Below are 22,592 nucleotides of genomic sequence, written 5' to 3' on the forward strand. Positions count from 1 at the left end.
GGCTGCCCACCTTCGGGCGCACGTCGGCACGTCGAGCGCAGCAAGAAGTGCGCCGGATGCCGCGAACTGCGCGGCATCCGGCGATGAACGCTGAGATCAGCGGGCGGTGAGTCGCGCGACGGCGTCGGCGACCGCGACGGTCTCGCGCTCCCCCGTGCGGCGGTCCCACAGCTCGACCTGGCCGTCGGCCGCGCCGCGCCCGACGATGACGATGCGCGGCACGCCCACCAGCTCGGCGTCGCCGAACTTCACGCCGGGCGACACCTTCGGGCGGTCGTCGTAGACGACCTCCAGGCCCGCTGCCTCGAGCTCGCTCGAGAGCTGCTCGGCCAGCTCGAAGGCCGCGGCATCCCGGCCCGTCGCCACGACGTGCACGTCGAAGGGAGCGACCGATGCGGGCCAGATCAGTCCGCGCTCGTCGTTGTTGAGCTCGGCGATGATCGCGAGGATGCGGGTCACGCCGATGCCGTACGAGCCCATCGTGACCGTGACGAGCTTGCCGTTCTCATCGAGGACCTTCAGCCCCAGCGCTTCGGCGTACTTCCGGCCGAGCTGGAAGACATGGCCGATCTCCATGCCGCGCGCGATCGAGACCGGACCCGAGCCGTCGGGAGCCGGATCGCCCTCGCGCACGGTGGCGACCTCGACGAACGCATCGGCTGTGAAGTCGCGGCCAGCGACGAGCGAGTGCACGTGCTTCTGGTCGATGTTCGCGCCGGTGATCCACGAGGTGCCGTCGACGACGCGCGGGTCGAGGACGTAGCGGATGCCGGTCGCCGACTCCTCGCCCAGCACCGGGCCCTCGGGCGACCAGGGGCCGATGTAGCCCTTGACCAGCAGCGGGTTCTTGGCGAAGTCCTCGGCCGTCGCCGGCTCGACCTCGGCCGGCGCGAAGGCGACCTCCACGCGCTTGTCGTCGACGTCGCGGTCGCCGGGCAGGCCCACGACGACGAGCTCCCGCGTGCCGTCGAGGTGCGTGAGGGCGAGCACGACGTTCTTGAGCGTGTGCGCCGCGGTGAACTCGCCCTCGAGGTTCGCGTTGACGTGTGCCACGAGCGTCTCGATCGTGGGGGTGTCGGGCGAGTCGAAGATGACCGGCTCCGGCAGCCCGTCGATCGGCCCCGCCTCGGGGACGACCGTCGTGAACGCCTCGACGTTCGCGGCGTACCCGCCCGCGGAGCGCACGAACGAGTCCTCGCCGACCGGGGTCGGGTGCAGGAACTCCTCCGAGCGCGACCCGCCCATGGCTCCGGCATCCGCCTGGACGATGACGTACTCGAGACCGAGACGCTGGAAGATGCGCTCGTACGCGTCGCGCTGGGCCTGGTAGCTCGCCTCGAGCCCGGCGTCGTTCGCGTCGAACGAGTAGGCGTCCTTCATCGTGAACTCGCGGCCGCGCAGCAGACCGGCGCGGGGGCGCGCTTCGTCGCGGTACTTGTCCTGGATCTGGTAGATCGTCAGCGGCAGGTCCTTGTACGACGAGTACAGGTCCTTCACGAGCAGCGTGAACGCTTCTTCGTGCGTGGGGGCGAGCAGGTAGTCGCCGCCCTTGCGGTCCTGCAGACGGAACAGCAGGTCGCCGTACTCCTCCCAGCGACCCGTCGCCTCGTACGCCTCGCGCGGCATCAGCGCCGGGAAGTGCACCTCCTGGGCGCCGGCCGCGGCCATCTCCTCGCGCACGACGCGCTCGATCTTGGCCTTGACGCGCAGGCCGAGCGGCAGCCACGCGAAGATGCCCGCCGCCTGCGGTCGGATGTAGCCGGCGCGGATCAGCAGCTTGTGACTGGCGACCTCGGCGCCCGCGGGGTCTTCACGGAGCGTGCGGAGGAACAGGTGCGACATACGGGTGACCACGAGTCGAGTCTACGGATGCCGCGGGGCCACGACGTGCGCACGAACATTCGTCACCCCGTCGCGTCTCGCATCGCCGACAACACGCGCTCGGCGGCATCCACGACGTCCGGCGCCTCCATGATCTCCACGACATTCACGCCGTCGGTCGCGAGGAGGTAGGAGCTGTCGGGACGGATAGCACCGACACCCCGCACGGCTTCGGTCGCGCCCGCGACGTCGACCGGCACCGGGACGTCGCGTCGGCCGTCACCTGCCGCGAGTCGGTCCCATTCCCACGCGCCGCCGGGGTAGATCGTCACGATGACCGCGTCGAGACGCGATGAGTTCGGCGTGTACCAGCGACAGACGGTGCCGAGCCCCGCGTCGCGCGCGATCTCCATGTGAACGTCCGTGCCGAAACCCGACGGGTACCCCTCGACGAAATCTGTCGTGCCGAGGACGTCCGCCACCGAGACCCGTTCCAGCAGCTCATCACACGTCGTCGGAGACCACCACGAGGAAGTGCGCGCGGCCGGCATCGGACGACCGGCAGCGGGCAATGCATCTCGGAACTCCGGGACGACGGCGTCGAGACGACGAGTCGTTGCTGTCTCATCGACTCCGTACCCCGACTCGTTGAATACCGCACTGACCGTCACCAGAACCCAGGTATCACCGTCCGAGACGGCACGACGACACCCGGACCCGTCATAGAGGAACCCTTCGCAAACAGTGCTCTCGTATCGGGCAGCAACCTCACCGGGCACGACGCTGGAAGGCAGCGCGTAGGCAAGAACGCTGTCGCCGCTGCTCGGCGAGTACCAGCGACAGTCGATACCGCCGAGCAATGCGACCTCGGGAATCGCCAGATCCGCCGCTTCGTCGAAGTCTTCGCCGAAAACGCTCGAGAGGAACACCCGGTCTGCCACCTGCGTGCAGTCGCCGCCGAAGGCGATCACCGGCGCCGTGAGCTGCTGCTCGGCGTCGGGGGTCGAGGTCGCCGTGGGCATCGGCTGCGGAGTCTGGGAGGGCGTGGGTGTCGGGGTCGGCGTCGGCGTGGACGTCTCGACGGGAGTCGCGATGCGGTCGTCGGGGCGGAGGGCCGCGAAGGCGACGCCTGCGACGACGACGGCCACGAGGGCGGACGCGGCCGCTCCCGCGACGATGCGCGAGCGGCGCGCGCGGGCGGCGCGCAGCCGTTTCACGCCACCGATGACGCGATCACGCAGATCGCCGTGCTCGTCCGGGGTGAGCTGATCGTTCAGGTCCACGATGCCTCCAACGCCGTCATCTCGTCTCGTAGCCGGCTCTTCGCCCGTGAGAGGCGTGACTTGACCGTGCCGACGGGGATCCCCAGCGTCTGAGCGACATCGCGCTCGGGGTAGCCCTCGAGCACGCTGAGGACGACGACGCTCTGCTCACCGGCCGGCAGCTGCTTGAGCGCCGCGAGCACGCCGCTCTCGTCGTGGGCCGACGGCGCCGCGGATGCGGACGCCGCTGGGGTCTTCGCCAACAGCGCTCGGTAGCGCCGTCCCGATCGCTCGAGATTGCGCGCCGTGTTCGCAACGGTCGTCAGCAGCCACGGCAGCGGCGATCCGTCGACCAGGCGCACACTCGCGCGCTTGCGCCAGAGTTCGAAGAACGCGATGGCGACCGCATCCTTCGCGTCCTCGCGATCGGTCAGCAGCCGGGTCGCGTGCCGGAACAGCCGCGACTCGTATCTGTCGAACAGGTCTCCCAGCGCGGACTCGTCGCCCGCCCGCAGTCGCTGCCATGCAGCGGCTTCATCATCTCCCACACCCTGTAGTGTCCGGCACCGCCGCAAAGGTTCGCGGCCGCGCGAACTAATCTGAGCGGATGACGACCGTGCTGCTGACCGGGTTCGAGCCATTCGCGGGAGACGCGACCAACCCGTCGGGCGATGCCGTCCGTCGAGTGGCCCGGGAGTGGGACGGCCCCGAGAATCTCGTCACCGCCGTGCTTCCCGTCGAGTTCGACGGCGCTCGCCGCAACCTCCTCCAGCTCATCACGGCCCACGAGCCGGATGTCGTCGTCGCCACGGGGCTGGCCGGCGGACGCACCGGCGTCACGATCGAGCGCGTCGCCATCAATCTCATGGACGCGCGCATCCCCGACAACGCCGGCGACCAGCCGGTCGACGTCCCGTCATCGTCCGGCGGGCCAGCCGCCCATTTCGCGACCCTGCCCGTCAAGGCGATCACGGCCGCGATCACGGGTGCCGGCATCCCCGCCACCGTCTCGCACTCGGCCGGCACCTTCGTCTGCAACCACGTCATGTTCACCGCGCTCGATGTCGACGGTTCCCGGCTCCGCCGGGCGGGTTTCGTTCATGTGCCCTACGCGACCGAGGACGCCCCCGCCGGTCAGCCCTCGCTTCCGCTCGCCGACATCGTGAGTGCCCTGCGAATCGCGCTGCGAACCGCACTCGATACCGAGGTGGATGCGTCCTACGCCGCTGGCACGATCGCCTAGTGCGATTCCGCTTCAGCTGGAGAGTGCGGTGAGCATCCGAGACAGCACCTGAGCTGCCAGGTCAATGTCGCTCTCGTAGATGCTCACGACATTCGTCCCGTCGGTCGCGAAGACGCGCACCGTTCCGTGACCCCGATCGACGCCGAACGAGTCCGCGGCGCCGGCGACCTCGACGGCGACCGCCGCCTCGGCGTTACCCGCACGAAGTTGCTTCCACTGCCAGCCGAGACCAGGGGCGACGAGAGGGGCGAGGATGCGGAACTCGTGCGTGTCGTAGTCGAGCCGCTCACCGTCGGAGAACATCGGGCAGGTTCGCGCGATACCGGACGAGGCGAACAGGACGTCCTCGGGTTGCTCCGACCCCTCCCAGTAGCCATGTCGATACGGTCCGACCATGTCCTCGAGACCGATGGCCTCCCCCAGCTCGACGCAGTCGGGGATGGACCAGGTCTGGTCGATGCGGTCGACGGGGCGTGGCTTCGTCGCCGACGCGAGGTTCCGCGACACCGCCTCGACGGCTCCGCTCAGAAGCTCTTCCGGCGCTTCATGGACCTCGGAGCCGACGATTGCGCTGACCCAGTCGTCTCCCACGCGGACGCCGAAACGACAGGCGCTCGAATCGTAGTTCGGTTCGCAGAACGCGACCGAGTAGGCGGCGGCGATCTCGTTGGTCACCGCCGCGGCGGGTAGCACCATCGTGGTGAGGTTCCTGACACCCGCGGCGGGCTCGACGCCCTCCGCCGCAAACCAGGTGCAGGCGAGACCTCCCACGGTGCCGACGGGGTCGGGCTCCACGGGAACGGGACGCTCCGGCTCCCACAACGCGATCTGCTCGGCGACGGTGATCGAGCCCGCACCGAGAAGCTCGTCGCGCTGCTCGACCGTGAGCATCTGGTCGCAGTCGGCGTCGAACGCCCGGACGGGCTCGAGGTTCGGTGTCGGCGTGGGTGTCGAAGAGGGAGCGGCCGTAGACGGGGTGGCCGGCGCCGGTGTCTCGGCCGCACGTTCGACGGGAGCGCATCCCACCACGAGAGCGGCGGCGAGCGCGAGGGGCAGGAACGCAACAGGGCGACGGAGCACGCCCCCAGCCTGGCAGGACCGGCATGCCGGCCCCGGCATCCGCCGTCGAAGCGTTATGGAACCGATCTCAGGCGGTGACGACCTGTGCCGTACCGAGGGGCGCGTCGGGGCCGAGCTCGTCGGCGATACGGCGGGCCTCTTCGATGAGCGTCGCGACGATCTCCGATTCGGGCACGGTCTTGATGACCTCGCCCTTGACGAAGATCTGTCCCTTGCCGTTGCCCGATGCGACGCCGAGGTCAGCCTCGCGAGCCTCACCCGGTCCGTTCACCACACAGCCCATGACCGCGACGCGCAGCGGCACGGTGACATCCTTGAGGCCCGCGGTGACGTCGTCGGCGAGCGTGTAGACGTCGACCTGCGCCCGCCCGCATGACGGGCACGAGACGATCTCGAGCTTGCGCTCCCGCAGGTTGAGCGACTGCAGGATCTGGTGTCCGACCTTGACCTCTTCGGCCGGCGGCGCCGACAGCGAGACACGGATGGTGTCGCCGATCCCCTCGCCCAGCAGGATGCCGAACGCGGTGGCGCTCTTGATCGTGCCCTGGAAGGCGGGACCGGCCTCGGTCACGCCGAGGTGCAGGGGCCAGTCGCCGCGCTCGGCGAGCTGCCGGTAGGCCTTGACCATGACGATCGGGTCGTTGTGCTTGACCGAGATCTTGAAATCGTGGAAGTCGTGCTCCTCGAAGAGCGAGGCCTCCCAGACGGCGCTCTCGACGAGCGCCTCCGGCGTCGCCTTGCCGTACTTCTCGAGCAGGCGCCGGTCGAGAGAGCCGGCGTTGACGCCGATGCGGAGCGAGACGCCCGCGGCCTTCGCCGCGTTCGCGATCGCTCCGACCTGGTCGTCGAACTTCCGGATGTTGCCCGGGTTCACGCGCACCGCGGCGCATCCGGCGTCGATCGCCTGGAAGACGTACTTCGGCTGGAAGTGGATGTCGGCGATGACGGGGATCTGGCTCTTCTTGGCGATGATGTGCAGTACATCCGCGTCGTCCTGCGAGGGAACGGCCACGCGCACGATCTCGCAGCCGGATGCCGTGAGCTCGGCGATCTGCTGGAGTGTCGCGTTGATGTCGGTGGTCGGCGTCGTCGTCATCGACTGCACGCTGACGGGGGCTCCTCCCCCGACGAGCACCTTTCCGACGCGGATCTGCCGGCTCTTGCGGCGAGGGGCGAGGACGTCCGGAACCTGGGGCATCCCGAGATTGACAGCTGGCACGGGCACAGCCTACGCGGCACCGCCGCAGACGGGCTGGGAGCCGCGCGACGCCGCATCCCCGACGCGGGTGTGATAATTTCGCCCCATGCGCACGCGCCTCTCCTGGTGGCACACCGCCTAGGCGGTGTGTTCGACGTGCACACGTTTCAGACCGCCCGGCGTTGAAGGCCCGGCGGTCTTCTTCGTGGGGCGGGCGCTCCGACGAAGAAAGACGACGATGACCGGTTCCCTCCCGACCCTGACCGATCTCGCCGCGAGCGGTGAGCCGTTCGCGCTCATCGCGCGCGACGGGGCGAGCGTCGAGGTGCTCCGCGGCGACGTCGTCGACGTGGACCGGCTCGCCGACATCCCGCTGGACGATCCCGACGGCACGCCGCGCGAAGTGCTCGCCCTCGTGCCGTTCCGTCAGGTCGTCGAACGCGGCTTCGTCTGCCACGACGACCGGGCACCGCTGCGCTGCCTGCGCGTCGCCGACCACGATTTCCTGCCCCTGGCCGAGGCGCTGCGCCAGCTGCCGTCGGAGCGGGTGCCGCTCGAGGACGCCGGGTTCGACATCTCCGACGACGATTACGCCGACATCGTCCGCCGCGTCATCGCCGACGAGATCGGCCGCGGCGAGGGCGCCAACTTCGTCATCCGGCGCGACTTCACCGCAACGGTCGAGACGGATGCCGTCACCGCCGGCCTCACCTGGTTCCGGGCGCTGCTGCAGCACGAGCGGGGCGCTTACTGGACCTTCCTCGTCGTCACCGACGGTCATGTCGCGGTCGGCGCCAGCCCGGAGGCCCACGTCAGTGCGCGCAGCGGGGCTCCCGCCGAGCCGGGCACCAGCATCGTGACGATGAACCCGATCTCCGGCACCTTCCGGCACCCCCGCGGCGGCGCGACGGCCGAGACCCTGACGGAGTTCCTCTCCTCCACCAAGGAGACCGAGGAACTGTTCATGGTCGTCGACGAAGAGCTGAAGATGATGTCGGCCGTCTGCTCGGACGGAGGCCGCATCACCGGCCCCCACCTGAAGGAGATGTCGCGCCTGACCCACACCGAGTACATGCTGCGCGGCTCGAGCACCATGGACCCCCGCGACATCCTCCGCGAGACCATGTTCGCCCCCACCGTCACGGGGTCGCCCATGCAGAACGCGTGCACGGTGATCGCACGGCACGAGCCCACACCCCGCGGCTACTACTCCGGGGTCGCCGCCTTGTTCACGCCCGCGGCGGGCGGCGGGCACGATCTCGACGCGCCCATCCTGATCCGCACGGCCTATCTCGTCGACGGCCGGCTGCGTGTTCCGGTCGGCGCGACGCTCGTGCGGCACTCCGACCCGGCGGGCGAAGTGGGCGAGACCCACGGCAAGGCGGCCGGCGTCCTGGGCGCGATCGGCGCCGTCGACCGCGACGAAGCGCCCGCGGCGATCGCCGACACGACGGCGGTCGACGAGGACGCACCGGCCGCGCACCGCCCGCGGCTCGGCGACGATCCGACGATCGCGGCCCTGCTCTCCTCGCGCAACGCGCGCCTCGCCCAGTTCTGGCTCGACCCGCAGGCCGCCGAGGGTGGACCCTACGCGGGCCGCGAGGTGCTGGTCGTCGATGCCGAGGACCGCTTCACCACGATGCTCGGGCACCAGCTGCATCATCTCGGGTTCGCCGTTCGCATCGCTCCCTGGCACGAGGTCACGGATGCCGCGGTCGACGAAGCCGGCCTCGTCGTCTTCGGTCCCGGCCCGGGTGATCCGCGCGACGGCGCCAGCCCCCGCATCGCCCGCATGCGCGAGCTCGTCGGCCGACGCGCCGATGCGGGCAGCCCGCTGCTCGCGGTGTGCCTGAGCCACCAGATCCTGGCCGACCGGCTCGGCATCGCGCTCGCCCCTCTCGCGTCGCCCCACCAGGGCCTGCAGAAGAGCGTGGATGTGTTCGGACAGCCGGCATCCATCGGGTTCTACAACACATTCACGGCGCGCGTCGCCCCGGGCACCGCCCGCCTCGGCGACACCGAGATCGCGGCCGACCCGTCGTCGGGTGACGTGTACGCGCTGCGCGGCCCCGCGTACGCGTCCGTGCAGGGGCACCTCGAGTCGATCCTGTCGCGAGATGGCCTGCCGACGCTCGAGCGGCTCATCGGATTCGCCCTCAAACCCGTCCCCGCCTGATCGCCGCCGCACCGGCGGCGAGGGCGTCAGCCGAGGATCGAGATCGGGTTGAAGACGTCGGCGAGGATCAACGTCCCGCCCATGACGATGAGCCCGATCACGACGACGAAGGTGACGGGCACGAGCTTCGTGGCGTCGACCGGGCGCGGACGCGGGCGGCGGAAGAGCTTCGCCCAGGCGCGCTTGATCCCGTCCCACAGGGCCACCACGACGTGTCCGCCGTCGAGAGGCAGCAGGGGCAGCAGGTTGAAGATGAACAGCGCGATGTTGAGCGAGCCGAGCAGGCTCAGCACCTGGAAGGCACGGTCCTGAATCGGCGCGTCGGTCGCGGCAACCTCGCCCGCGATACGCCCCGCGCCGACGACCGACAGCGGCCCGTTGGGATCGCGCTCCCCACCGGTCACGAGAGCGACGCCGGTTTCGTAGACCTTGACCGGCAGCTGCCAGATGACGCTCGCGACGGCGCCGAGCCGCTCGACCGCCGCCTGCGGTCCGGTCCAGATCGGCTGCGGCTCGTTGACCCGGGTGCCGGTCATGCCGACGAACCCGACCTCCTTGACCTCGGTCGCGCCGTCCGCCGTGGTCACGGGACGCTCCGCGGCGATCGGGGTGACCTCGAGCGTGACGCGGTCGCCGTCGCGCTCGACGACGATCGGGATCGTGCGTCCCGGCGACGCCTGGATGATCGCGGTCGCCTCGACATAGCCCGACACCTCGGTCCCGTCGACGGCGACGATGACGTCCCCGGGACGGATGCCGCCTGCCGCGGCCGGTGAGACGGGATCGCCGGGCTCGCATGTCGTGCGCTCGACGCCGGCCGGAACGACGCACTCGTTCACACCGGCGATCGTGGTGGAGACGCTCGGCAGCCCGATCGCGCTCAGCGCGATGCCGAAGAGCACCATCGCGAGCACGAGGTTCATCAGCGGCCCGCCGACCATGATGACGATGCGCTTCCACACCGAGAGCTGGTAGAACGCCGGACGCGTGTCGTTCTCGACGAGGGTCTCGGCGTTGGCGAGACGGGCGTCCTGCACCATCGCCCCGAAGAAGCGACCACTGCGCCGGGTGGCGGCGTCGGGCTCGTCGGGTGCCGGCGGGTACATGCCCGACATCGAGATGTACCCGCCGAGAGGCAGCGCCTTCACGCCGTACTCGGTCTCACCGAAGCGCCGCGACCAGAGCGTCGGCCCCAGGCCGATCATGTATCGGCCGACGCGCACGCCGAACAGCTTGGCGGGCACGAGGTGGCCGACCTCGTGCAGCGCGATCGACACGGCGAGCCCGACGACGAGCAGGACGACGCCGATGACGAAAGCGAGGACGGTCACGACCGCTCAGAGTACCCGCCGAGTCTTTGAATCGGCCCAGGCCGTAAACTCCCACCATGGAGCGGGCGCAGAGTGCGACAGTGCGGCGTGCTCGCGCGCTGCGGGGAACCGCCTCGGCCGCGATCGCCACCGTCTTCGCTGCCACCGCCCACACCATCTCGGGCGGGCTCGCGCCGCTCTGGCTCATCGTCGTCGCGACGCTGCTCGCGGCCCCAGCAGCCGTCTGGCTCGTCGGCCGCGCCCCGTCGGCCTGGCGGACGGGCCTCGTCGTCCTCGCCAGCCAGGGCCTGTTCCACACCTTCTTCTCGATCGCGGGCACCGCTGATCCGACGGCACCGGTCCCGCACGCCCACGGCGGGGCGCTCCCCGCCCTCGCGCCTCTCGCGCACACGCACGCCGTGAGCTCCGGGATGACGGCGACGCACGTTCTCGCCGCCCTCGTGACCGTCGCGACGCTGGTCGCCGGCGAACGCCTGGTGCGCATCATCCATCGCGGTATCCGGCGGTTCGTGCGGCTGATGTCACCGTCGGTCCGTACGCGGACGCCCCTGCTCCGTCCCGTCCCGCGCCGCGAGCGCGTCGCGGCGGCACGTCGTCTCCGTTCCTCTCTGTCTCTGCGGGGTCCGCCGGTCGCCACCGCGTGACCTTCCCTTCCCGCCGCGGGACGGCACGACGCCGCCCGCATGTTCTGAGAGACGACAATGACCCGCACCATCACCGCGCGCCGCCGCGCGCGCCTGGCCGTCGGCGTGACCGCCGGCGCCGCCCTCGCCCTCGCCCTGCCGCTCGCCGCGTCCGCACACGTGCACGTGACGCCGGAGGAGGTCGCCGCCAACGGCTCGACCCGCATCGACTTCTCGTTCAGCCACGGCTGCGACGGGTCGCCCACGACGGCGCTCGTCGTCGACATCCCCGCCGAGGCACAGGGAGCGACCCCCGTCATCGACGGGGCGTGGACCATCACCACCGAAGCGGGCGAGAACGGCATCCCCACACGCGTGACATACACGGCGGTCGCGCCCATCCCCGACGCCTACGCCGCCTCTGCCGGCATGAACGTGATCTTCCCCGGCTCGGCCGAGGGCGAGAGCTTCGCCTTCCCCGTGACGCAGCAGTGCGAGGCCGGCGAGGCCGCCTGGGTGCAGGTCGCCGAGGACGGCCAGGACCCGGACGACCTCGAGTACCCGGCTCCCGTCGTGGTCGTCGGGGCGGCAGCGACCGACGCGCACGGCGGCCACTCGGAGGGCGGCCACTCGTCCGCCGGCGCGGCGGATTCCGGTGCCGAGACCGCCGCGGCATCCGCTCCCGCGGCCGACCCGCTGCCGATCTGGCTCTCGGCCGGGGCTCTGGTCGTCGCGGCCGCGGCGCTCGTCCTGGCCATCACCCGCCGACGCGCGTGAGCACACCCGGGGCGGGCGCGTCAATCGCCGCGGCCGCCCCGGGACCGGGGTGAGACAATGGTGGCAATGCCTACCGACGCCCCGAACCTCCCTCCCGTCCTCCGCCCCGAGAGTCCGCCGCGCCGCTCCCTCACCGAGCTCGCTGCGCACGTCGGCGGCCGGATCGTCGGCGGCGCCTCCGACGTCGCCGTCACGGGCATCACCCTCGCGACGGCCGACCTGCGGCCGGGCGAAGCGTTCGTCGCGATCCAGGGCGCGGTGCGGCACGGCGCCGAGTTCGCGGCGCAGGCCGCCGAGACGGGCGCCACCGCGATCGTCACCGACGCCCGTGGGGCCGAGCTCGCCGTCGATGCCGGCCTGCCCGTCGTCGTCGTCGACGACCCTCGAGCCCGGCTGGGCGATCTCTCGGCCTGGGTCTACGGAACCGGCCGCGAGGATCACCTCCCGCTGCTGTTCGGCACGACCGGGACGAACGGCAAGACCAGCGTGTCCCACCTCATCGAGGGGATCCTCGGTCAGCTCGGCGTCGTCACGGGTCTGTCCTCGACGGCGGAGCGCCACATCGCGGGCGAGGTCATCGTTTCGCGGCTCACGACCCCCGAGGCGTCGGAGTTCCACGCCCTGCTCGCCCTCATGCGCGAGCGCGGCGTCGAGGCGGTCGCCGTCGAGGTGAGCGCGCAAGCGCTGACCCGGCACCGCGTCGACGGAGTGGTCTTCGACGTCGCCGGGTTCACCAACCTCACCCACGACCACCTCGACGACTACCGAGACATGGCGGAGTACTTCGAGGCGAAGCTGCCGCTCTTCCTCGCGGACCGGGCGCGACGCGGGGTGGTGTGCCTCGACTCCGACGCCGGCGCGCAGATCGTGGCGCGTGCTGAGATCCCCGTGACGACGATCATCACTCCGGCGATCGCCGAGACCCCCTCGGCGACGGCGGACTGGACCGTCGAGGTCGTCGAGGAGCGGCAGGACGGCACCGAGTTCCGTCTGGTCGGGCCCGGCGGGCGACAGCTCACGACGACGGTTCCGGTCATCGGGCGGCACATGGCAGCGAACGCAGGTCTCGCGATCGTCATGCTGCTCGAGGGCGGCTACGCGTGGGATGAGCTCGTGCGCGTGCTCGACGGGCAGCGCATCGACGCTCACCTGCCCGGCCGCACGCAACGCGTCTCGGGCGATCGCGGCCCGGCCGTGTACGTCGACTTCGGGCACTCCCCCGACGCGTTCGAGAAGACCCTCGCCGCCGTGCGGCGCGTGACCCCCGGGACCGTCGTCATGGTCTTCGGGGCCGACGGCGATCGCGACAAGACCAAGCGGCACGACATGGGGGCGACGGCCGTCCTCGGCAGCGACATCCTGATCGTGACCGACCACCACCCGCGCTTCGAGGATCCCGATGCGATCCGGGCCACCCTGCTCGAGGGCGCTCGGCGAGCGCGACCGGATGCCGACATCCGCGAGTCGTCGCCGCCGGAGAAGGCGATCGTCGAAGCCGTCTCGCTCGTGGGCGAGGGCGACGCGATCCTGTGGGCCGGCCCGGGACACCAGGACTACCGCGACATCCGCGGAGTCCGCACGCCCTACTCGGCTCGCGAACTCGCTCGTCGAGCGCTTCGGGATGCCGGCTGGCCGGTGCCCGAGCCCAGTTGGGCCGTGCCCTACGCCGATTGAGCGTGTTTGTGGTCGGACCACTGTGAAAAATCAGCGGTCCTGCACCGTCCTGTCGCTCCCGTGCACGATTGCCTCACCCTCTGCGGGCCGGGCGTAACGTCGGCCGCAGGCACGCCGCGGCAGGCACGACCAGCGCCTTCCCCGCTCCCCGGCGGGCCTTCCGACAGGACGAAGGACCCACGATGAGCACAGTCATCCCGACCACGACAGCACACGACGACGACGCGGTCCCCGCCGCGTGGGAGGGCTTCGCCCCGGGACCGTGGCAGGACGACATCGACGTCCGCGACTTCATCCAGCGCAATTACGAGCCTTACACCGGCGACGCGTCGTTCCTCGTGGGACCGACTTCCCGCACGACCGGGCTCTGGCAGACGCTCAGCGAGATGTTCCCGGCGGAGCGCGAGCGCGGCGTGTACGACGTCGACGCTCTCACCCCCTCGACGATCACGTCGCACGCTCCGGGCTACATCCGGCGAGAGGACGAGCTGATCGTCGGTCTGCAGACCGACGCGCCGCTGCGTCGCGCGATCATGCCGAACGGCGGATGGCGCATGGTCAAGGGGGCCCTCGAGACGTACGGCTATCCGGTCGACCCGACCCTCGAGACGATCTTCACGCGCTACCGCAAGACCCACAACGACGGTGTCTTCGACGTGTACCCGCCGGCTGTCCGCCGCGCCCGCAGCAGCCACATCATCACCGGCCTTCCCGACGCCTACGGCCGCGGCCGGATCATCGGCGACTACCGGCGCGTCGCCCTGTACGGCACCGACGCGCTCGTGGCGGCGAAGAACGTCGAGCGGGCGGAGCTCGACATGCACCCCTCGACGGAGAACATCCTGCGCTCGCGCGAGGAGAACGCCGAGCAGATCCGCGCCCTGCACGAGCTCGCCGAGATGGCCGCCTCGTACGGCTTCGACATCACGCGGCCCGCCGCCACCGCCCGCGAGGCGATCCAGTGGCTGTACTTCGCCTACCTCGGCGCGGTGAAGGAGCAGAACGGCGCCGCGATGAGCTTCGGGCGCAACACCGCGTTCCTCGATGCGTACATCCAGCGCGACATGGCCCGCGGCATCCTCACCGAGGTGGAGGCGCAGGAGCTCGTCGACGACCTCGTCATCAAGCTGCGCATCGTGCGATTCCTTCGCACGCCCGAGTACGACGCACTGTTCTCCGGCGACCCGACCTGGGTGACCGAGTCGATCGGCGGCGTCGGCGAGGACGGACGCACGCTCGTGACCAAGACCGCCTTCCGGTTCCTGCAGACGCTCTACAACCTCGGCCCGGCACCCGAGCCCAACCTGACGGTGCTGTGGACCGACGCGCTGCCCGACGGCTTCAAGGAGTTCTGCGCGCAGGTCTCGATCGACACCTCGTCGATCCAGTACGAGTCCGACGACCACATCCGCGCGCTGTGCGGTGACGACGCGGCCATCGCATGCTGCGTCTCGCCGATGACGGTCGGCAAGCAGATGCAGTTCTTCGGGGCTCGGGTCAACCTCGCCAAGACTCTCCTGTACGCCATCAACGGCGGACGCGACGAGGTGAGCGGCAAGCAGATCGCACCGGCCGCCGCCCCCGTCTCGGGAGACGTGCTCGGGTACGACGACGTGCGCGAGCGCTTCCGGGTGATGATGGAGTGGCTCGCCGAGACGTACGTCGACGCGCTCAACTGCATCCACTTCATGCACGACAAGTACGCCTACGAGCGTCTCGAGATGGCACTGCACGACGGCAACGTCCTGCGCACCATGGCATGCGGCATCGCCGGCCTCTCGGTCGCCGCCGACTCGCTCTCGGCCATCAAGTACGCGAAGGTCGAGCCGGTGCGCGATGCATCGGGGCTCGTCGTCGACTACCTCGTCCACGGCGACTTCCCCACTTTCGGGAACGACGACGACCGCGTCGACGAGATCGCCCGCGAGCTGGTGTCGGACTTCATGTCGATGATCCGCAAGCACCAGACGTACCGCGATGCGGTGCACACCCAGTCGGTGCTGACGATCACGTCGAACGTCGTGTACGGCAAGGCCACGGGCAACACCCCGGACGGTCGCCGTGCCGGTCAGCCCTTCGCTCCGGGCGCGAACCCCATGAACGGGCGCGACACGCACGGGATGCTGGCGGCGGCGCTGTCGGTCGCGAAACTGCCCTTCGACCAGGCCCAGGACGGCATCTCGTTGACCACGACGGTGACGCCGAGCGGTCTCGGGCGCACGCCCGACGAACGGGTGCGCAACCTCGTGGGGCTGCTCGATGCGCAGATGGCGTCGGACGGCTACCACCTCAACGTCAACGTGCTGACGCGCGAGACGCTCGAGGATGCGATGGTCAATCCCGACAAGTACCCGCAGCTGACCATCCGGGTGTCCGGCTACGCGGTCAACTTCGTGCGGCTGACCCGCGAGCAGCAGCTCGACGTGCTCAGCCGTACCTTCCACGCGGGGGTCTGAGTCCCGTGTCCGCCATCCTGGTGCCGGGTGCGGCCTGCACCGCCGATCTGAGCGACCCCCGTCACGACCGTCTCGCCGCGCGGCGGTCCGGGCATGTCGCGAGCGTGCACTCCTGGGAGCTCGTCACTTCCGTGGACGGCCCCGGCACCAGGATGACCCTCTTCCTCGCGGGATGCCCGCTGCGCTGCCAGTACTGCCACAACCCCGACACGTGGCGTCAGCGCGACGGCGAGCTCACCGCGCTCGATGACATCGTCGCCCGGCTGCGCCGGTACCTGCCGGTCTTCCGGGCGACGGGAGGAGGGCTGACGATCTCGGGCGGCGAGCCGCTGCAGCAGGCGGCCTTCGTGGCGCGCCTGGCCCGAGCCGCCGCCGAGCTGGGTGTCCACGTCGCCATCGACACATCGGGGAACCTCGGCCGCGCAGCATCCGATGCGCTGCTCGATGATGTCTCGCTCGTCCTGCTCGACGTGAAGTCGGGCCTGCCCGACACCTACCGCGAGGTCACCGGCCGAGACCTGCAGCCGACGATCGACTTCGGCGACCGCCTCGCCGCCCGCGGCACACCCGTGTGGATCAGGTTCGTGCTCGTGCCCGGGCTCACGGATGCCGCGGAGAACGTCGACGCCGTCGCCGACATCGTGGCCCGCTGGCAGAACGTCCACCGCGTCGAGGTCCTGCCGTTCCATCAGATGGGCACGTCGAAGTGGGAGCGACTCGGCATCCCCTATCCGCTCGCCGGGCGGCCGACGCCCGACGCGGAGCTGCTCGCGCGGGTCCGCGGTCAGTTCGCGGCGCGAGGTCTCACCGTCTACTGACGTCGGTCGTCATCGCGTCGCGCCGATCGCCCGGTCAGCGGCGTTCCGCGCCCAGGACTCGGCCTCCGCGAGCGACTCCCGCGTGAGCTCGCTCGGCGGACGGTGTGCGTCGACGACGCGCTCGACGGTCTCGACGATCCCGAGGAAGCTCAGCACGCCCGCGTGGAACGCCTCGACGGCCTGCTCGTTCGCGGCGTTGAAGACCGCCGGGTAGGTTCCCCCCGCTCCGCCCACGCGTTTGGCGAGGGCGACGGCCGGGAACGCGGCGTCGTCGAGCGGCTCGAAGGTCCACTCGCCCGAGCGCGTCCAGTCGAGCGGGGCGCCGACGCCCGCGACTCGGCGCGGCCAGTCGAGGCCGAGCGAGATCGGCAGGCGCATATCAGGCGGCGAGGCCTGGGCGATGGTGGAGCCGTCGATGAACTCGACCATCGAGTGCACGACCGACTGGGGATGCACGACGACGTCGATGCGGTCGTAGTCCACGCTGAACAGCAGGTGCGCCTCGATGACTTCGAGACCCTTGTTGACGAGCGTCGCGGAGTTGGTCGTGACGACGCGTCCCATGTCCCAGGTCGGGTGAGCGAGCGCCTGTGCGGGGGTCACGGCGGCCAGCTCGTCACGGGAACGTCCGCGGAACGGCCCGCCGGATGCCGTGAGCACGAGCCGACGGACTTCGTCGGGCTCGCCCGACCGCAGGGCCTGCGCGATCGCGGAGTGCTCGGAATCGACCGGAACGATCTGACCGGGCGCCGCGAGGGAGGTGACGAGCTCGCCGCCGACGATGAGCGACTCCTTATTCGCGAGCGCGAGCGTGCGCCCCGTTTCGAGGGCGGCCAGGGTGGGCCCCAGCCCGACCGACCCGGTGATTCCATTGAGCACCACGTCGGCCTCGACATCACGGACGAGGCGTTCCGCGTCGGCCGCGCCGAGTGCGGTGCGGGTCACACCGAACCGCGCCGCCTGCTCTTCCAGCATCCGGGCGTTCGACCCCGCAGCGAGCCCGACGACCTCGAACCGGTCGCGCCGGGAGTCGATGACGTCGAGCGCCTGCGTCCCGATCGAACCGGTGGAGCCGAGGATGAGGACGCGACGCATGCCGTCAGCCTAGGTGCTGCGGGTGTGCCGGGCTGGTTGCCGCGGCGGTGGGTGACCTCAGCCTGCGGCGGGCGCGGGCGTGCGCTGAACGCCGAGGATGTCGACGACGAAGACGAGCGTCTCGTTCTGGAGCTCGCTGCCCTCCTGCGCACCGTAACCCGCGGCCGGCGGGATGACGACGAGCACCTGCGAGCCGACCTGCTGCCCTTCCAGGGCCTGCTGGAAGCCGGCGACGACCCCGTTCGTCGGGAACGCCGCGGGCTGGCCGCGGTCCCAGCTCGAGTCGAACACCGAGCCGTCCGACCACTTCACACCGGTGTACTGCACGAATGCGGTGTCGCCGGGCTGGATGGTGGCCCCGTCGCCGGTCTTCAGGTTCGCCAGCTGCACCTCGGTCGGCGCATCGGTGCCGGGGAGGGTGATGGTGGGGGCGCCGTCGTCGGCCAGTTCGACCGTAGGCATCCCGTCGACGGGCGCCTGGTCGGTGCCGGTCGCCCGAGTCGGGAGCTTCTCGACGCCCTCCGCGACGACGACCACGGCCGTCCGGCCCTCGCCGAACGCCGACCCGGGAATAGCCAGAGCCGCCGTCGAGCCGAGCGGCGCGCACTCGAGCGCCGCGACGAACACCGAGTACTGCTGGGTGTCGAGCAGCACCGGCACGAGACCGGAGTCATCGGGAGAGGTGTCGCGCGACTGCTCGAGCAGCTCGCCCGTCGCGCCGTCGTAGATCGCGTACGAGCCGGAGACCAGATCGCCCGAGTGGAGCTCCTCTCCGTCGCCGCGGGTCGTGAGCGTCCGCTCGATCTCGGCGGGCTCGAGGCCCGGGTCGACCTTCGCGGTCAGCTCGGGCGCCGAACCGGAGACCTCGATGCTGTCGGAGGACTCCCCCGGCTGGGCGTTCACGAGGCACTGCTCCGATGCACCGGAAGCGTTCGGACTGGGCGACTCGGTGGCCGTGTCACCGCTCGCACAGCCGGCGAGCGCAAGCGCCGAGACGGCGACGACGGACAGAGCAGCGAACGGGCGCAGACGCACGGAGAACCTCTTCGATCGGGGAGACGGAACTGTCATCCTCTCGCACCAGCATCAGTGCGCGCTGAGAACCCGAGGCGCCTCCGTCAGAGCTGTGGAGAGTCACGGACGATGTCGGAGGTCCATGACATGATTCGAACATGCATTCGAATGGCGGGCTCGGTGGCGGGATGGGCAGCGACGCTGACGTCGCTGAGCTCGCTCAGCTGGTCGCGGATGCCGAGGGGGCGGCGGACGTGGTTCGGGCTGGCCAGGTGCGTGAGGTTCGGGTTCTCGCCGCAGCCGGGGTACTCGCGGAGAAGCAGGCTGCTGGGTCGTCGGAGAAGGTCAAGGCGCGGGAGATGGCGTTGCGGGGCATCGCCGCCGAGCTCGCCGGTGTGTTCGTCGCGACCGACCGGACGCTGCAGCGGCGCATCGACGAGGCGCGCGATCTGGTGGAGAACTATCCGGTGACGATGGCGGCGTGGGAGGACGGGCGCATCGTCCGCGGCCACGTGCGGGTTATTCAAGAGACGGGATGCCTGGTGCCTGTGGAGGAGCGGGCGGAGTTCGAACGGCTCGCGATCGAGCGGTGCGAGGGCGAAAGGCCCAACCGTGTGCTGGAAGCACTGCGGATGATCGCGGAACGGATGAACCCGCGGACGTTCACCGAGCGGCACGAAGAAGCCGCCGCCGGGCGGTGCGTACGCGTGCAGGCCGGCGCCGACGGAATGTCAGATCTCATCGCAACCCTGCCGACCGTCATCGCCGACGGGATCGTCGACCGACTCACGCGGCAGGCGCGGGAGATCATCAACGCGCGGGCACAGGCCGACGAGGCGAGCGTTGACGTTGACGCTGACGCTCGAGCCGACGCTCGAGCCGATGGCAACGGTGGCGGCCCCGATGCCGACACGACGATCGACGACGGGTCCTCGTTCGTCGGCGACGCCAGAACCATCGATCAGGTCCGCGCCGACGTATTCAGCGACCTCCTCCTCGCCGGGACGCCCGCCCTCGACCCCACCGGCACCGGTGACGGCGACGGAACGCTGGGAGCGATCCGCGCGCACGTGCAGGTCGCGGTGTCGGCACTGACCCTGATGGGTCAGGACGAGGGGCCGGCCGACCTCGCGGGGCGCTCCCCCATCGACGCCGCCACCGCGCGCGAACTCGCCGGCAACGCGTCCTCGTGGGATCGGCTCCTCACCCACCCCGTCACCGGCACCGTGCTGGAGTGCGACAGCTACCGGCCCACCGCGGCCATGGTGCGACTACTCCGGGCCCGGGACCGGCACTGCCGATTCCCCGGATGCCGGCAACCCGCCATCCGCTGCGAACTGGACCACACCATCGCCGCATCCGACGGCGGGGCGACACACGTGTGCAACCTCGCCAACCTCTGCAAAAGACACCACGACGTCAAACACCACACCCGATGGCGAGTCCGACAACTCCCGGGCGGGCGTCTGATCTGGACCTCACCCACCGGACGGGTCTACCGCGAAGACGCTCCGCCACCGCTGGTGGCATTCACGACCGCGGGACCACCCGGGCCGGGAGTTCCACCGTTCTGACGATCCGTACTCGATACGGCCTCGCCCGCCCACGTCGGTCGTGTGCGCTCGCACAACATGTCCGCGGAGTTATGCGTTCCGCAGTAGCCTCGTCTGGTGAACGCTGACGCAACCGAGCCGCAGTCCGGCGAGCCCGGCGAGCACGACGAAGCCGCAGCCGCCGTCGAAGCAGTCCCCGGAATCGGTCTCACCTACGTGATCGGCCGGTGGGTGCTCGCACCACTGGCTCGCATGATCTACCGGCCGCGCATCGAAGGCCGCGAGCACTTCCCCCGGAAGGGCGCCGTCATTCTGGCGAGCAACCACCTCTCCTTCATCGACTCCTTCGTGATCCCCATGGCGTCGCCCCGTCCGGTGCGGTTCCTCGCGAAATCGAGCTACTTCGACGGGACCGGATTCCGCGGGTGGCTGTCGCGGGAGTTCTTCTACGCCGCAGGCGCGTTCCCGGTCCGCCGCGGAGCAGGGCAGGCCGCGCTCGATGCGCTGGACCAGCAGAAGAAGATGCTCGACGCCGGATGGTCGACGGCGCTCTACCCCGAGGGCACACGCTCTCTCGACGGCCGCCTCTACAAGGGGCGCACCGGTGTCGCCTTCCTCGCGCTGCAGACCGGAGCACCCGTGATCCCCGTCGGACTCATCGGGACGAGCGACATCATGCCCGTCGGGGCGAAGTTCCCGCGGCTCCGCCCGCGCGTGACCGTCCGCTTCGGCGAGCCGCTCGACCTCAGCCACCACGGTTCGGCGGACTCCGGTCGCGCCCGCCGCAACGCCACCGACGAGATCATGGCCGCCATCCACGCCCTGTCGGGTCAGGAGCTGGCCGGCGCTTACAACGAGGCCCCGCCGCAGAACACCGTCGAGCGGATCAAGCAGGCTCTGCCGCACGAACGCCGCTGACCAGACCGGTCATTCCTCGCCCGAGACGAGGATCGTCGGCTCGTGGCGCACCGGGAAGTTCACCGAGTTCGCGATGAAGCACCAGGCATTCGCCTGAGCGTGCGCCTCGAGCGCGGCTTCTCGCATCGACGCCTCCGCGACGACGACCCGCGGCCGCAGGACGACCTCCGCGAAGGCGCCGCCACCGCGCCCGTCCTCGCGCATCGTCCCCGTCGCGTCATCCGTGTACGAGACGACGACGACCCCCACCGTCACGCACGCGTGAAGGTACGAGAGCAGGTGGCATTCGGAGAGCGCCGAGAGCAGCAGGTCCTCCGGGTTCCACCGGCTCGGATCTCCGCGGAACGGCTTGTCGCTCGAGGCCGCAAGCGACGGCTTGCCGTCGATGCTCAGCGTGACGGCTCGGTCGTACTCTCGGTAGCCGCTCGTTCCGGTACCGCGATTCCCGGTCCACTCGGCCCGCACGGAATAGCGGTGCTCACCCAACATGCGGACAGTCTGACACGCGGCACCGCGGGGCCCGCGACGGTAGGCTGTCGGGGTGCCGCAGACCTTCGCCGTTCCCGCCGCCGTCGAGCTCGCGGTCGTCGAGCGCAGCGGTTTCATCGAGTCCCGTCACGCTGGCGCAGCGGTCGTCCTGGGAGCCGACGGCAGCCCGATCCGCACCCTCGGCGATGTGGACGCACCGATCCTCCCGCGCTCGACCCTCAAGCCCCTCCAGGCACTCGCCAGCATGACCGCCGGAGCCTCGCTCGAGGGTGAACGGCTCGGCCTGGCCACGGCCAGCCACTCCGGCACCGATCGGCACGTCTCGGTCGTCCGCGGCATCCTGAACGACGCCGGCCTGGGCGAGGACGATCTCGGCTGCCCGCCGGCCTGGCCCGGCGACACCGCGACGCGCGACGAGATCGTGCGGGAACTCGGCACCCCCACCCGTATCCGCATGAACTGCTCCGGCAAGCACGCCGCGATGCTGGCTGCTTGCGTCGCGAGTGGCTGGGACACCGCCACGTATCTCGACCCCGAGCACCCGTTGCAGGTGCATACACGGGAGGTCATCGAACGGCTGACCGGCACGAAGGCCTCGGCGATGGCGATCGACGGATGCGGCGCCCCGGTCTACGCGATGAGCCTCATCGCACTCGGACGCGCGATCCAGCGCATCGGAACCGCGAGCGAACGGTCGCCGTTCGCGCTGCACCGCATGGCGGGCGCCCTCGTCCGGGCCGTTCGCGAGAACCCGTGGACGATCGATGGTCCCGGGCGACCCGACACCGTCGCGATCGAACGGCTCGGAGTGTTCGCGAAGACGGGTGCGGAGGGCGTGCTCGTCATGGTCGCCCCCGATGGGACGACGGTGGCCCTCAAGGTGCTCGACGGCAACGGCCGCGCCGCGTCGGCCATCGCACTCACCCTGCTGGTTCGGGCAGGCGCCCTGGAGGCCGCCCCGGTGGCCCGCGTGATCTCTCATCTTCCGCTGACCGTGCTCGGCGGCGGACAGAACGTCGGCATCATCCGGCCGACGGTGTAGCGGCTCCTCACGAGGGAGCGCA

General features: G+C 70.5%; 19 protein-coding genes. 10 read left to right on the top strand and 9 right to left on the bottom strand.

Annotated features, from left to right (window positions below; translation table 11 throughout):
* Nucleotides 1-96 precede the first annotated feature (96 nt).
* From CI089_RS01760 to CI089_RS01770, 3 genes are read right to left on the bottom strand one after another with little or no spacing between them, the layout of a single operon-like run.
* Complete coding sequence (locus CI089_RS01760) at nucleotides 97-1,854, bottom strand: proline--tRNA ligase (protein WP_094259995.1); 1,758 nt, start codon at nucleotides 1,852-1,854, stop codon at nucleotides 97-99.
* Between the two features lie 50 nt (nucleotides 1,855-1,904).
* The gene (locus CI089_RS01765) at nucleotides 1,905-3,104 is read right to left on the bottom strand and encodes a hypothetical protein (RefSeq protein ID WP_094259996.1); all 1,200 of its coding nucleotides are present in this window, start codon (nucleotides 3,102-3,104) and stop codon (nucleotides 1,905-1,907) included.
* Complete coding sequence (locus tag CI089_RS01770; protein WP_256977367.1) at nucleotides 3,095-3,631, bottom strand: RNA polymerase sigma factor; 537 nt, start codon at nucleotides 3,629-3,631, stop codon at nucleotides 3,095-3,097. Before CI089_RS01770 ends, CI089_RS01765 begins: the two co-directional genes overlap by 10 nt.
* 59 nt (nucleotides 3,632-3,690) lie before the next feature.
* Between CI089_RS01770 and pcp the strand changes: the two genes are divergently transcribed.
* Nucleotides 3,691-4,326 (top strand): pyroglutamyl-peptidase I, encoded by a 636-nt coding sequence (gene pcp, locus CI089_RS01775; protein WP_179223200.1) that lies wholly within the window; start codon nucleotides 3,691-3,693, stop codon nucleotides 4,324-4,326.
* 12 nt (nucleotides 4,327-4,338) lie between these two features.
* Here pcp and CI089_RS01780 read toward each other — a convergent pair whose 3' ends face one another.
* Together CI089_RS01780 and ispG are read right to left on the bottom strand one after the other, a co-directional pair.
* The gene (locus tag CI089_RS01780; RefSeq protein ID WP_094259998.1) at nucleotides 4,339-5,406 is read right to left on the bottom strand and encodes a hypothetical protein; all 1,068 of its coding nucleotides are present in this window, start codon (nucleotides 5,404-5,406) and stop codon (nucleotides 4,339-4,341) included.
* 67 nt (nucleotides 5,407-5,473) lie between these two features.
* Nucleotides 5,474-6,604 carry a flavodoxin-dependent (E)-4-hydroxy-3-methylbut-2-enyl-diphosphate synthase gene (ispG, locus tag CI089_RS01785; protein WP_023955151.1) on the bottom strand — a complete coding sequence of 377 codons (1,131 nt, stop codon included), beginning with the start codon at nucleotides 6,602-6,604 and terminating at the stop codon, nucleotides 5,474-5,476.
* 238 nt (nucleotides 6,605-6,842) lie between these two features.
* Between ispG and CI089_RS01790 the strand changes: the two genes are divergently transcribed.
* Nucleotides 6,843-8,780 (top strand): anthranilate synthase family protein, encoded by a 1,938-nt coding sequence (locus tag CI089_RS01790; protein ID WP_094259999.1) that lies wholly within the window; start codon nucleotides 6,843-6,845, stop codon nucleotides 8,778-8,780.
* 26 nt (nucleotides 8,781-8,806) lie between these two features.
* Here the strand turns inward: CI089_RS01790 and CI089_RS01795 are convergent, their stop codons facing one another.
* Nucleotides 8,807-10,111, bottom strand: coding sequence for a M50 family metallopeptidase (locus tag CI089_RS01795; RefSeq protein WP_094260000.1), 1,305 nt, complete (start codon nucleotides 10,109-10,111; stop codon nucleotides 8,807-8,809).
* 56 nt (nucleotides 10,112-10,167) lie between these two features.
* Between CI089_RS01795 and CI089_RS01800 the strand changes: the two genes are divergently transcribed.
* The 5 genes from CI089_RS01800 to pflA all read left to right on the top strand — a co-directional run bounded on the left by CI089_RS01800 (nucleotide 10,168) and on the right by pflA (nucleotide 16,459).
* Nucleotides 10,168-10,755: a hypothetical protein gene (locus CI089_RS01800; RefSeq protein WP_094260001.1), complete on the top strand. Its 588-nt coding sequence runs from the start codon at nucleotides 10,168-10,170 to the stop codon at nucleotides 10,753-10,755.
* 57 nt (nucleotides 10,756-10,812) lie between these two features.
* Entirely contained in the window at nucleotides 10,813-11,511 is a 699-nt protein-coding gene (locus CI089_RS01805) for a DUF1775 domain-containing protein (RefSeq protein WP_094260002.1), read from the top strand.
* A 66-nt stretch (nucleotides 11,512-11,577) separates the two neighbouring features.
* Nucleotides 11,578-13,185, top strand: a complete 1,608-nt coding sequence (locus tag CI089_RS01810; RefSeq protein WP_094260003.1) for a Mur ligase family protein — start codon at nucleotides 11,578-11,580, stop codon at nucleotides 13,183-13,185.
* Between the two features lie 182 nt (nucleotides 13,186-13,367).
* Nucleotides 13,368-15,641: a formate C-acetyltransferase gene (pflB, locus tag CI089_RS01815; protein WP_094260004.1), complete on the top strand. Its 2,274-nt coding sequence runs from the start codon at nucleotides 13,368-13,370 to the stop codon at nucleotides 15,639-15,641.
* 14 nt (nucleotides 15,642-15,655) lie between these two features.
* Complete coding sequence (gene pflA / locus CI089_RS01820) at nucleotides 15,656-16,459, top strand: pyruvate formate-lyase-activating protein (protein WP_256977717.1); 804 nt, start codon at nucleotides 15,656-15,658, stop codon at nucleotides 16,457-16,459.
* A 9-nt stretch (nucleotides 16,460-16,468) separates the two neighbouring features.
* On the opposite strand, the gene dxr is transcribed toward pflA, so the two are convergent.
* Both dxr and CI089_RS01830 read right to left on the bottom strand, forming a co-directional pair.
* Nucleotides 16,469-17,554, bottom strand: coding sequence for a 1-deoxy-D-xylulose-5-phosphate reductoisomerase (dxr, locus tag CI089_RS01825; protein ID WP_094260005.1), 1,086 nt, complete (start codon nucleotides 17,552-17,554; stop codon nucleotides 16,469-16,471).
* 57 nt (nucleotides 17,555-17,611) lie between these two features.
* A complete protein-coding gene (locus CI089_RS01830; protein WP_094260006.1) occupies nucleotides 17,612-18,589 on the bottom strand; it encodes an FKBP-type peptidyl-prolyl cis-trans isomerase in 978 nt (325 codons plus the stop codon).
* 137 nt (nucleotides 18,590-18,726) lie between these two features.
* Here CI089_RS01830 and CI089_RS01835 point away from each other — a divergent pair, with 137 nt between their 5' ends.
* The gene (locus CI089_RS01835) at nucleotides 18,727-20,142 is read left to right on the top strand and encodes an HNH endonuclease signature motif containing protein (RefSeq protein WP_256977368.1); all 1,416 of its coding nucleotides are present in this window, start codon (nucleotides 18,727-18,729) and stop codon (nucleotides 20,140-20,142) included.
* Nucleotides 20,143-20,235: 93 nt separating this feature from the next.
* Nucleotides 20,236-21,039, top strand: coding sequence for a lysophospholipid acyltransferase family protein (locus tag CI089_RS01840; protein WP_036305910.1), 804 nt, complete (start codon nucleotides 20,236-20,238; stop codon nucleotides 21,037-21,039).
* Between the two features lie 9 nt (nucleotides 21,040-21,048).
* Here CI089_RS01840 and CI089_RS01845 read toward each other — a convergent pair whose 3' ends face one another.
* Nucleotides 21,049-21,528 (bottom strand): OsmC family protein, encoded by a 480-nt coding sequence (locus tag CI089_RS01845; protein WP_094260008.1) that lies wholly within the window; start codon nucleotides 21,526-21,528, stop codon nucleotides 21,049-21,051.
* A 52-nt stretch (nucleotides 21,529-21,580) separates the two neighbouring features.
* On the opposite strand from CI089_RS01845, the gene CI089_RS01850 reads away from it, so the two are divergent.
* On the top strand, nucleotides 21,581-22,570 hold the full coding sequence (locus tag CI089_RS01850; RefSeq protein ID WP_094260009.1) for an asparaginase: 990 nt from the start codon (nucleotides 21,581-21,583) through the stop codon (nucleotides 22,568-22,570).
* Nucleotides 22,571-22,592 lie beyond the last annotated feature (22 nt).

Source organism: Microbacterium sp. Yaish 1, from assembly GCF_002245215.1.
GTDB lineage: Bacteria > Actinomycetota > Actinomycetes > Actinomycetales > Microbacteriaceae > Microbacterium.